Source organism: Haloferula chungangensis, assembly GCF_042664875.1.
Lineage (GTDB): Bacteria > Verrucomicrobiota > Verrucomicrobiia > Verrucomicrobiales > Akkermansiaceae > Haloferula > Haloferula chungangensis.
This window is the reverse complement of sequence record NZ_JBHTBS010000014.1, coordinates 67,879-77,700: the sequence shown is the minus strand read 5'-3', so window position 1 is coordinate 77,700 and position 9,822 is coordinate 67,879. Positions and strand designations below refer to the sequence as shown.

The 9,822-nt window shown below is 59.0% G+C and carries 12 protein-coding genes; 7 read left to right on the top strand and 5 right to left on the bottom strand.

The window, feature by feature from the left end; all coding sequences use genetic code 11:
• Positions 1–18: 18 nt before the first annotated feature.
• Complete coding sequence (locus tag ACFQY0_RS18985) at positions 19–198, top strand: hypothetical protein (protein WP_379715820.1); 180 nt, start codon at positions 19–21, stop codon at positions 196–198.
• Between the two features lie 114 nt (positions 199–312).
• Positions 313–1,155 carry a helix-turn-helix domain-containing protein gene (locus ACFQY0_RS18980; protein WP_379715817.1) on the top strand — a complete coding sequence of 281 codons (843 nt, stop codon included), beginning with the start codon at positions 313–315 and terminating at the stop codon, positions 1,153–1,155.
• Between the two features lie 72 nt (positions 1,156–1,227).
• Here ACFQY0_RS18980 and ACFQY0_RS18975 read toward each other — a convergent pair whose 3' ends face one another.
• Genes ACFQY0_RS18975 through ACFQY0_RS18960 form a run of 4 tightly spaced genes read right to left on the bottom strand, consistent with a single transcriptional unit; the run spans position 1,228 to position 4,690 of the window.
• A complete protein-coding gene (locus tag ACFQY0_RS18975; protein ID WP_379715814.1) occupies positions 1,228–2,037 on the bottom strand; it encodes a prepilin-type N-terminal cleavage/methylation domain-containing protein in 810 nt (269 codons plus the stop codon).
• Positions 2,034–3,089 (bottom strand): hypothetical protein, encoded by a 1,056-nt coding sequence (locus tag ACFQY0_RS18970; RefSeq protein WP_379715811.1) that lies wholly within the window; start codon positions 3,087–3,089, stop codon positions 2,034–2,036. Before ACFQY0_RS18970 ends, ACFQY0_RS18975 begins: the two co-directional genes overlap by 4 nt.
• 11 nt (positions 3,090–3,100) lie before the next feature.
• The gene (locus ACFQY0_RS18965; protein WP_379715808.1) at positions 3,101–3,748 is read right to left on the bottom strand and encodes a hypothetical protein; all 648 of its coding nucleotides are present in this window, start codon (positions 3,746–3,748) and stop codon (positions 3,101–3,103) included.
• 24 nt (positions 3,749–3,772) lie between these two features.
• Positions 3,773–4,690 carry a DUF6607 family protein gene (locus ACFQY0_RS18960; RefSeq protein ID WP_379715805.1) on the bottom strand — a complete coding sequence of 306 codons (918 nt, stop codon included), beginning with the start codon at positions 4,688–4,690 and terminating at the stop codon, positions 3,773–3,775.
• Between the two features lie 118 nt (positions 4,691–4,808).
• Between ACFQY0_RS18960 and trxA the strand changes: the two genes are divergently transcribed.
• The gene (trxA, locus tag ACFQY0_RS18955) at positions 4,809–5,129 is read left to right on the top strand and encodes a thioredoxin (RefSeq protein ID WP_379715802.1); all 321 of its coding nucleotides are present in this window, start codon (positions 4,809–4,811) and stop codon (positions 5,127–5,129) included.
• Between the two features lie 61 nt (positions 5,130–5,190).
• Here the strand turns inward: trxA and ACFQY0_RS18950 are convergent, their stop codons facing one another.
• Positions 5,191–5,691, bottom strand: coding sequence for a metal-dependent hydrolase (locus tag ACFQY0_RS18950; protein WP_379715799.1), 501 nt, complete (start codon positions 5,689–5,691; stop codon positions 5,191–5,193).
• 273 nt (positions 5,692–5,964) lie between these two features.
• On the opposite strand from ACFQY0_RS18950, the gene ACFQY0_RS18945 reads away from it, so the two are divergent.
• The 4 genes from ACFQY0_RS18945 to ACFQY0_RS18930 all read left to right on the top strand — a co-directional run bounded on the left by ACFQY0_RS18945 (position 5,965) and on the right by ACFQY0_RS18930 (position 9,512).
• Positions 5,965–6,948 (top strand): DnaJ C-terminal domain-containing protein, encoded by a 984-nt coding sequence (locus ACFQY0_RS18945; RefSeq protein WP_379715796.1) that lies wholly within the window; start codon positions 5,965–5,967, stop codon positions 6,946–6,948.
• A gap of 76 nt (positions 6,949–7,024) precedes the next feature.
• On the top strand, positions 7,025–7,831 hold the full coding sequence (locus tag ACFQY0_RS18940) for a sterol desaturase family protein (RefSeq protein WP_379715793.1): 807 nt from the start codon (positions 7,025–7,027) through the stop codon (positions 7,829–7,831).
• Positions 7,828–8,292, top strand: a complete 465-nt coding sequence (locus ACFQY0_RS18935) for a hypothetical protein (RefSeq protein WP_379715791.1) — start codon at positions 7,828–7,830, stop codon at positions 8,290–8,292. The genes ACFQY0_RS18940 and ACFQY0_RS18935 overlap by 4 nt, the downstream gene beginning before the upstream one ends.
• A gap of 2 nt (positions 8,293–8,294) precedes the next feature.
• A complete protein-coding gene (locus ACFQY0_RS18930) occupies positions 8,295–9,512 on the top strand; it encodes a DCC1-like thiol-disulfide oxidoreductase family protein (RefSeq protein ID WP_379715788.1) in 1,218 nt (405 codons plus the stop codon).
• The last annotated feature ends 310 nt before the right edge of the window (positions 9,513–9,822 follow it).

Here is a 9,822-nt window from a genome sequence, read left to right as displayed (position 1 = left end):
TTCTGACATTCCAAGATTATGGCATTTCCCATCATTACTCTCCTCCTTGCCGCATTGGTCGCATTCCTCGGTTTCCAAACCGGGAGCATCGATACCGGTATGCCAACTGAATCTTCAGCATCCGTTGCGGCTCCTGCGGCTGAAGACGATGGTGCTGCTGACGACGCCGCCGAAGAGGAAGTGGCCGAAGAGGAGTAAAGACCCCTCTTCTCAATTCTCAACCGCCCTCCCGTTCGACGGGTCGGGCGGTTTTTTTTTGAGTGAATTTTATGATTGGTATTGAGATGCAATCTCATTTAAAGCGGGGCCGCGATGCGGCTTGAAAAGTGGATGGATCTTGGTGGAGTGACCTGTTGGAGGCTGCGGGGCCGTGCGGAGAAGGCAGGGAGCACCTGGCAGGCGAAAGTCGAGGGTGAGATCTGGCTGTGGCTGAACCCGGAGGGGGAAGGGATGATCTGGGGGGCAGAGGACCGGATGTATTTCAGACCGGGGATGTATGCGATTTTTGGGGAGGATGAGGCGGAGAAATGGCGTTGGACCCGCCTGCCGGGAGCTCATCAGGCAGAGATCGTGGTGATTTCCCGGGCATGGCTGGCGCGGCGCATCGGTGCGGGACATGTGCACCCGGATTTTGGGAAGTGGCTCGAAGGGGGGGGCAAGTTGGCTTTCGCTGGTTTGATGACAGGACCGGAAAGGGCTCTGGCATCGGGCTTGGCGGATCTGGACGCCGAGGAGCCGGGTGCGGCGCTGCGCGTCGAGGCGAGAATTCTGGAATGGGCGGCGGTGAGGCTTTTCCGCACCAGCCGCTCGGATGCCGGGGCAGGTTTCTGTCACCGGGTCGGCAAGGCAGGGGCGGTGGAACGAGCGCTGCACCTTCTCGAACAGAGACTCGCAGATCCGATTGATCTGGCCGACTTGGGACGCCGTTGCGGGATTTCTCCGACTCATCTGAGCCGGGTGGTGAAACAAAAAACAGGGAAGACGCTGCGCGAGCATCAGCGCCGACTGAGGATCGCGGCGGCCTGCGACTTGCTCAGGGATAAGGAGACGACGGTGACAGGGGTGGCTTTGGACGTCGGCTATCAAAGCCTCAGTCACTTCGCGAAAGCTTTCCGTGAGGAAACCGGGAAGAGTCCCCGGGAGTGGCGCAGTTAGACTCGATCCTTTACCGGGTAAAGCCGCCGAAAGCCGGCGCTCTCCTCCCTCGGGTCGATGGGGGGCTGTGGTCTATTTCGGCGCGACCATGAAGTTGCGCTCGTTGGAGCGGGCGGCCTGGTTCGACCAGCGGCGCATGTCGCGCAGTTGTTCCTCGTCGAGGAGTTCTACGTTGCCCGCCAGCATCGCGGTGACGGCTTTGCCGTTCCAGCGAAAGTCGACGAAGCCGTGATCGGACGGTGAGGCATTCGATTCGAATGCAGCGGACGACCATTCGCGTTTGATGGTGTTCGGAGCGCGGACTTCGAAGTTTCCGATTTCGTTGCGATCGTTTCCATGACGTGCGGAGGCAAACACGATGAGCCTGTCCGGTTGGACGGATTCCGAAATACGAGAAACGTAGTATTTTCCAACGGTTTCGATGAGCCGATCTGAGGGGCGCAGCGGTGAGCCTGATCCGAAGTGGCCGCCCACGTAGACGGCATTGATGCCGAGGTTGGGGACAACGGAGACCATGTAGTCGCTGTTTTCATCTTCCAGCGCCCGCTCGGTGCCGTTGTACAGCAGCACGCCTTCGACCTTTGGCATATCGGGAATCAGTCGCCATGGGTAGCGTGCATTGATCGGATAGTAGAGCGGCTGGCCGTCGAGGTTGGTGGCGGTGTCGTCAGTCTTGTATCCAGGGAGGAGCCTTCCGTGGTTGTCGGAAGCATGGCCAAGATAGGCGCTCATCAGATTCCGGGCGGCATTGACCTCAGTCGCGAGTTGGGCCTTCTCGCGGGCCGCCTTGTAACCGGCAACGCTGAGCGAAGTCAGAATGGTGGTGATCGCGATGGTGATGATGAGTTCAACCAGGGTGAATCCGGAGGCTTGGCGGTTCATGGAGTGCTTGGGAGGATCTCAAGTTGATAGAAGCGACGCTTCTCAGTGGTGACTTCGGTGAATCCACCGATGCCGTCGGTGATGGCGTCGTGGCTGTGAATCGGGGCCGCGCTCCAATCTCCGGGCGTGTGACTGGCACGAAGTGAATGAGTGAAGCCGGAGAATTCCGGCCAGCTGAGGCTGGAGCTGTTGCCGTTGCGAACGAGGGTTAGAGGGATGTTGTAATCGACCTCCAAGGTGAGCGTCGGAGCGAGTCCGCCGAGGAGCTGGTGAATGGCGTCGTCCCGTGTCAGCCAGGCGACAAATTCACCGCCTTGCTGGGTGGCCGGGTGCAGCGATGAGAGAGCAAACCAGAGTTTGCCCTCGGCGAGACCTTGCTGGAGGTAGGTGGCCGTGCCCGGCAGGGTGGTATCGATCGTGAAGGTAAAAGTGGTTTCCTCGGGGACGAGATCGCCTGCTTCCAGTTCGTCTGTCTGGCCGATGGCCCACGGAATGGCTTCGTATCCTTCGCTTACATTGCTGCTGACGTCCCGGGCGAGACCGCCGGCATCGAAACCGAGGGGATAGGCGTTGCGCTGGCCGGGGCTGCTGCTGCCATGGGCCGAGCGTTCATCGAAGCTGCTCGCAGTCCAGCTGTTGCGGAATCCGACACCATGGAGTTCAAGGGGGCGACCGGAATCGGAATCCATTTCCGATTCGGGAGTCGTAGGGGTGGCGTAGGTGGCGATCGAATCGTAGCTTGGATCGTAGGCAAATGCATCGTCCTGGCCGATCACGGCGGTGAAAGTAAGGGAACGGATCCGGTATTTTTCAGGTGCAAGACCGGCAGGGATGACGGCGGAAGTATCGAAACCAATGAGAAATATGCCGAATCGGTCGTCGACGTCCGATGCCTGCGGGAGAGAGCTGAAGGTCGATGCCTGGGCACGCTCGCCGGCAGTCGAGTTGTAGGGGTAAAACCAACGGTCTTCAGAGGGTTCGTCGATGAAGACCGGCGATGCCGTCGCGTTCAGGGACGCGACGGCACCGAGGAGGGAGATGATTCGATTCATCGGGGATGGGCTCAATGAGCGCGACGCCTGCGGAGCAAAGCAAGTGATGTCAGCGAAATGAGGATGGCTGCTGAAGGTTCGGGGATGACCTGGGCAAACTGGTCCGAAGTATCGAGATCGAAGCGCTTCATCACCGTGTGTGGTGCAGAGTTCTCCCAGGTAATCGTGTAGTCAGAGATGGCTCCAAGGGAGGACAAGTCCCACTGGTAGGACTGCACGGTGTAGGTGTCTCCAGGACTGCTGCTGGTGAAATCCGGGCTGATGGCCTGTGAGCCCCCATTGAAGGAGAAATTCACCGTGCCAGGCGCCTGGTTGGCTTCGATTTGAAGGACCACGGTCTGCATGGAAGCGATCGGGTCGCTGTCGCTGAGAGTAAAGGTTCCGCCCGCCACGCCTCCGTCGTAAATGTAGTTTGCTGCAGAGACGTAGCCGGCGGTTCCGTCCATTTTGTCGATCAAGCTACTGCTTGTCCCGACGTTCGGGATAATGGAGCTGGGCCAGTTGGCGGTCGAGTTTCCGTGGCTGCCGAATCCCGGGTAGGTGGCGGCGCTGAGATCACTCCAAGTGGCGCTTTCTTGATTTCCGGGGAGGGAAATGATGGATGCGGCCTGGCTGGTGATGGTGGCCAGGGCGAAGATCATTGGGATGCTGTGGTTCATGAATGAAGGTGTTTGGAATAGGTGTTACTTGCTGATGATGTAGGGCTGAAGGGCGGCGACGATGGCGTCGGGCGCAGGTTTTTCCTCCTCGAGGCGGGCGAGCAATTTGCTCAAGCCTTCGCCACCGGTGTGGGTGCTGTAGGTGAATTCGCTCGGAGCCTGCTCACCGCTTTCAATCCAGAAACTGCGGACCTCATTCCAAAATGGGGCGTTTTCCTTCCACCAGTTTTCCGCGATGCTGTCCTTTTCGTCTTCGACCCTCGTGTAGGTGTTGAGGCCGGCTTCGTGACAAAGGATGTGACGCTTTTCTCCCTCACGATCGACGACCTTGCGGTTGTCCTGCTGGTGAACCCAGCCGGTCGGAGTGAGGGTGTGACGGTTGATCACACGCAGGTAGTCGTAGTCGTCGCGTTTGGAGTATTCGCGACGGGGAAGGGGACGTCGGGTTGGCTCGCTTTGCCACGAAGATTCGCCGTCCTGATGGATCCAGCGCCCTGTGCTCTCGTATCGCGGCGTGTCGTCGACCTGAGTGATGAGTTGGCTCCAGGTGCCGGCGACCGCATCGGGTGAAAGCGAGTGCTTTTTCCAGACGAGATCATCCTCGGAGCCGGCGTAGTCGAGAATTTCAGTGTCCTCCCAGGTCCAGACCTGTGCCCAATGCTTGATGACGCGCGTGCCGCCCTTCTTGTCGGGGACAAAAAGCAGGTGCTGAAGGGTGATGCGGTCAGGTTCGTTTTCGGCAACGGTGACCAATTCCCTAGCCTTCTCGTGGTAGGGCTTGGTCTTGATTTCGTAGCCGGGGGCGACGGCAGCAGTCTCCTCGAAGTGGAAGGTGATGTCGTATGTGCCGGCCATGGCGAGGATGGCTTCGCGGTCGGCCGATGGGGGATCACCGGCCAAAACCGGGGCGGCAAGGACGAGGATGAGTGGGATTGCTTTCATTTCGCCGCGCAGCATGGCGAAGCGGAGCGAAGCATGCTAACGGGCGCTTGCGTGAGATGAGCGATGAAATGCGGGGCGGGTGCCTTGACAATCGGGCCGGGCTCGGCATCGTCACGACATGGCTCTAGCACTCAACGACAGCAATTTTCAAAGCGAAGTGATCGATTCCGACGTCCCGGTCCTGGTGGACTTCTGGGCGGAATGGTGCGGTCCCTGCAAGATGATCGGCCCGGTGATCGACCAGCTCGCTGGTGAAATCGAAGGCACCGCCAAGGTCGGTAAGGTCAACGTCGACGAAGCCCGCGAACTCGCGGTGAAGTACGGCGTGAAAAGCATCCCGCTGCTGCTCTTCTTCAAGGGTGGTGAGGTGAAGGATCAGATCGTTGGTGCGAACGTCACCAAGGACATGCTCAAGCAGAAGCTTGAGGCGCTTGCCTGATCTCCGACCAGGTGACTTTCACAAGCCGGTCTCCGAATGGAGATCGGCTTTTTTTGTTTTCTCAGATGCGCTTCCGCAACTGGCCGCGAATCCCTAACAGGATCCAGGTGAGAAGGATGAAGAAGGCGTCGCTGAAAATCCAGTAGTCCGGGTGGAGGTAAAAGTCGCCGAGGATCCCGACGCGTTGGTTCGGTGTGACGTCGGGCATGACCCAGGGCATCAGCCAAGGGATGCCGCCGGCGATGGCATCGGCGGCAAGGTGAAGGACGGCGGCCAACCAGCAGGAGATGCCGACTGTTAGGCGCGTGCCTTTCGGGAAATAGGTCGCGGCCCAAAAGCAGATGGGAATCAGCCCGGCAAGGAAGGCGAGGGTGTGCGACCAACTGCTGTAACGGGCATCGAGCGATAAATGCGGCGTGCAGATGTCGGGCAGGGCTCCGAAAAAAGCGATCAGCGGAATCGACCACTCGGGAAAGCCTTCCTCGCGGCGAAGGGAAAGCCGCAAGTCATCGCTGGTGAGCGCGAGACAGACGGGGAGCAGTGCGTGGGTGCCGATGAACATCGTGGAGATGATTGAATGGCGTGTTGAATGTCGACGAAAACCGAACAGCCCCTTGATCCAAGTTCCGTCGGCTTTTGTCCGGTGCGTGTCATTCTAAGTCGCGGCCCTCCTGGCGGACGGTCTTCCGTTTCGGGATCCACACGGGGTCCTCTTTCGCTGTTCAAGCAGTTTCCAGGGGACGAGAGGATGTTGGGTGGGGGATCTATTTGCAAGCCGAGGAGGTCGTTTTTTCCGCCATTCTGACGTTCGACAAAGGGGGCGAACTATGGCTTGTTGAGCGCCCCTCTCTCGGAGGATTTGACGATGGAATACAAGGACTACTACAAGGTGCTGGGTGTCGATAAGGGCGCGACGGAAGCGGAGATTAAGAAGGCTTTCCGCAAGCTCGCGCGCACACATCACCCGGATGTGGCCAAGGATAAAGCGGGCTCAGAGGCGAAATTCAAGGAGATCAACGAGGCCTACGAGGTGCTTGGCGATTCTGAAAAACGGAAGCGCTACGACGCGATGGGACCCGGGTGGAATCAGGGGGGCGCAGGGTATGGCGGCGGTGGTTCGTGGGCTGGGGGTGGAGGCGACTACGAATTTGGCGGGACGGGCTTCAGTGACTTCTTCGAACGTTTCTTCGGGGCGCAGGGGCAGCGTCCGTCCGGCGGAGGATTCGGAAATGAATTCGGTGGGGGGGCGAGTGGCTATGGTCCACGGCGCGGACGGGACATCGAGGGCGACATCATGGTCACTCTCACAGAGGCGATGGAAGGATCGCAGCGGACGATTTCGCTCCGACAACAGGATCCGCGGACAGGGCAGAGTAAGGTGCGCGAAGTGGAGGTAAGGATTCCGGCGGGAGTGGGTGAGGGTCAACGGCTGCGCGTGCCGGGCCACGGCAGTGCGGGCACGGGTGGAGGCGCGGCTGGGGATCTCTTCCTGAGGATTCGATTGGCCGCAGATCCGATTTTCCGGGTCAAGGGGCACGACCTCTATTGTGATCTTTCGCTGGCTCCGTGGGAGGCGGTGTTAGGGGCGACGATTCCCGTTCTGCTGCCAGGAGGGAAGTCGGTGCAGGTGAAGATTCCTGCTGGCACGGGCTGTGATGATCAGCTCCGACTGAGAGGCTATGGCTTGCCGAAAAAGTCCGCACCAGGTGACCTCTACGTTGAGATCTCGGTGGCAGTGCCTGCAAATCCGGACGCTGAAGAACTCGCCCTGTGGGAGAAGCTGCGCGAGGTTTCAAAATTTAAGCCACGAGAAGATTAGGGGCATTGGTAAAATCGATGAACTGTTAAGTTCTATCGATTCGGCGAATTAAGGAAGATCGCTCATGCTGTTCGGCATGATCGTTCTGTTGATCCTTATCGCGGCACTGATGGTGCTGATCGAGCGGCTTTGGCCGGGACAGAAGCTCCCGACGGTGCGCGGGTGGTGGCTGCGAATTGTGTTGGTGAATCTGGCGCAGCTCGGAATCGTGATCGCGGCGGGGCTGAGCTGGGACCGCTGGCTGGCATCGGTTTCGCTGCTCGATCTGAGTGAGCGGATCGGCGACTGGAGCGCGGCGTTGCTGACCTACTTTGTTTCGACCTTTGTATATTACTGGTGGCACCGCTTGCGGCACGAATCGTCCTTGTTCTGGAGGTTGTGCCATCAGTTGCACCATTCGCCGAGGCGTATCGAAGTGCTGGCGAGTTTCTACAAGCATCCGGTGGAGATCTTCATCAACTCGGTGATCAGTGCGCTGCTGGTCTACACATTGATGGGCTGCTCGGTGAAGGCGGCCGCCATTTACACCGGTCTAACAGCCGTGGCCGAGTATTTCTACCACTGGAACATTCGCACGCCGCGCTGGGTCGGTTGGCTGGTGCAGCGTCCGGAGTCCCACCGCGTGCATCACCAGCGGCGCCATCACTCTCAGAACTATGCGGACCTGCCGGTGTGGGATTGGATGTTCGGGACATTGAAAAACCCGGAGGAGTCGCCGGAGACCTGCGGTTTCGAAGGAAAGCGCGAGCGCCGGGTGGGCGATATGCTGATCTTCCAGGATGTGCACAAGAGCGAGCCAATCTTGCCGCCAACCTGCTTTGGGTGTCGCAAGCGCTGGGCTTGCGCCACGGCGAAAGTGAGCTGCAACTCGACGAAATCATGAAGGCGCGAAATGGGATGGCGGTGGCTCTGCTGGTTATCGGCCTGAGCCAGATGATGGGCTACCTGAGTGGGATTCGCGCTATGCGAGGGATCGGTCTGGCGAGTGGGGTAGCGCCTTTTCCGAAGGTGTTCTGTGCGGCCGATGGCTATGAGGCCTTTGCGGCGAAGTTCTTCGTCGAAGGCACTTTTCCGAATGGCGAGGTCTGGAGTCGCGAGGTCGATCCGCAGTGGTATGCGTCGATGCATGGGCCGTATAATCGGAGAAATGTCTACGGCGCGGCCCTGGCATTCGCACCGCGGCTCCCCGTGGAACTGCGTGACGCGGTGTTAGAGGAGGCGCTCAAGCCGGGTTCGGCTCTGAGGCGGGAACTGCAGGTGCCCGGCGATCTCAAGGAGGTGAGGGTTCGCATTGTGCCGCGTGAGGGTGAAGTGGATGGCCCGTGGATATTTCCCCCAAGCTGAAGATGAAAACATTTGATCAAATCAAGCCGATGTCGGCGTGGCAGTTCGCGATCTTCCGGATCGTGTTTGGAGTTTATCTGTTGATTCACTTTCTGATGCTGATGCCGTACTCGGGCGAGCTGTTTGGGGCGCGAGGAGTGATCGGTGATGCTTCCTTGAATCCGACTTCGGGCTTGTTTCCGACGCCTTTTGCCTGCGAGCTGCCCGACGCGGTTTGTGCTTTATTGATCGGGGTGCTGGTAGTGGCAGCAGGCCGGTTTGCAGGTGGGGTTTGGCGGGGCTGGATGGCGGTGGTCTTGTGGTTCGGATGGAGCGCGCTTTTCCATCGCAACAACCTTATCGCAAACCCTTCGATTCCCTATGTGGGCTTGTTGCTGATGCTTTGCGTGCTGATTCCGAATGGGGAGCCTCTGAGTTTTGGGCGAAAAGATAAGGGGTGGGCGATGCCGCTTTGGACGTGGCGCTGCGCGTGGATCCTGTTGGCGGTGGGTTACACATTCAGCGGCTGGACGAAGCTGTCGTCGCCCAGCTGGATCGATGGCAGTGCGATGCGCTACCTTCTCGAAAACCCGCTGGCACGAGATGGATGGATGCGGGAGGTCATGCTCGCTCTGCCGGATGGCGTGCTGATGGCGCTGACCTGGATGACGCTTCTCTCCGAGTTGCTTTTTCTACCGCTGGCCATGTGGAGCAAATCGCGACCGTGGATCTGGCTGATGCTCGTCGGGATGCATCTGGGAATCGTGGCGGTGGTGGACTTTGCTGACCTGAGTCTTGGGATGCTGATGATCCACGCTTTCACCTTCGATCCCGATTGGTTGCCGGGGAGGAGGAAAGGGGAGGTGCTGCTGGCCTACGACGGCGACTGCCTGATGTGCAGCGGCTTCATTCGATTTCTCGCCCACGAGGACCGCAACTGTGTGCTGAGGTTTACGACTTTGCAGGGTGTTAGAGGGAGGGCTCTCGAGAAGCGAGCCGGCTCGGAGAGGCTGAGCAGTCTGGTACTGGAAGTTGATGGACGGGTGCTGGTGAAATCGACGGCGGTGCTGGAGCTTGGGGTGATGCTCGGTGGGATGTGGCGGGGTATCGCCATGGTAGGAAGGCTGGTTCCCGAAACATGGCGCGATCAACTCTATGATGCGGTAGCGTATCGACGCAAGACGGTGAAGAACTCCTGCGGATTGCCCTCACTTGAGGTGCGGGACCGGATGATCGACTAGGCCGAGTGGTGTCAGTTGTGGAGGATTATCAACCACGATGCAGTGGCTTGACCGCAAGAAAGATTGATTTGAACAGAAGTTCGCAAAGGTCGCGAAGCTGAAGTCCAAATCCTCCGGCAGGAGACGATCCGCAGAAGTTCCATTCTTTGCGATCTTCGCGAGCTTCTGTTGAAATGGATTACTCGGGACCGGATGATCGACTAGGCCGAGTGGTGTCAGTCGTGGAGGGTTATCAACCACGATGCAGTGGCTTGACCGCAAGAAAGATTGATTTGAACAGAAGTTCGCAAAGGTCGCGAAGTTGAAGTCC

What these genes read in the sequence shown, in the direction of transcription:
- ACFQY0_RS18970 (WP_379715811.1), bottom strand. Translation starts at nt 3,089, where the DNA reads ATGAATCGAATCATCTCCCTCCTCGGTGCCGTCGCGTCCCTGAACGCG.
- trxA (WP_379715802.1), top strand. Translation starts at nt 4,809, where the DNA reads ATGGCTCTAGCACTCAACGACAGCAATTTTCAAAGCGAAGTGATCGAT.
- ACFQY0_RS18960 (WP_379715805.1), bottom strand. Translation starts at nt 4,690, where the DNA reads ATGAAAGCAATCCCACTCATCCTCGTCCTTGCCGCCCCGGTTTTGGCC.
- ACFQY0_RS18950 (WP_379715799.1), bottom strand. Translation starts at nt 5,691, where the DNA reads ATGTTCATCGGCACCCACGCACTGCTCCCCGTCTGTCTCGCGCTCACC.
- ACFQY0_RS18980 (WP_379715817.1), top strand. Translation starts at nt 313, where the DNA reads ATGCGGCTTGAAAAGTGGATGGATCTTGGTGGAGTGACCTGTTGGAGG.
- ACFQY0_RS18965 (WP_379715808.1), bottom strand. Translation starts at nt 3,748, where the DNA reads ATGAACCACAGCATCCCAATGATCTTCGCCCTGGCCACCATCACCAGC.
- ACFQY0_RS18975 (WP_379715814.1), bottom strand. Translation starts at nt 2,037, where the DNA reads ATGAACCGCCAAGCCTCCGGATTCACCCTGGTTGAACTCATCATCACC.
- ACFQY0_RS18930 (WP_379715788.1), top strand. Translation starts at nt 8,295, where the DNA reads ATGAAAACATTTGATCAAATCAAGCCGATGTCGGCGTGGCAGTTCGCG.
- ACFQY0_RS18940 (WP_379715793.1), top strand. Translation starts at nt 7,025, where the DNA reads ATGATCGTTCTGTTGATCCTTATCGCGGCACTGATGGTGCTGATCGAG.
- ACFQY0_RS18935 (WP_379715791.1), top strand. Translation starts at nt 7,828, where the DNA reads ATGAAGGCGCGAAATGGGATGGCGGTGGCTCTGCTGGTTATCGGCCTG.
- ACFQY0_RS18985 (WP_379715820.1), top strand. Translation starts at nt 19, where the DNA reads ATGGCATTTCCCATCATTACTCTCCTCCTTGCCGCATTGGTCGCATTC.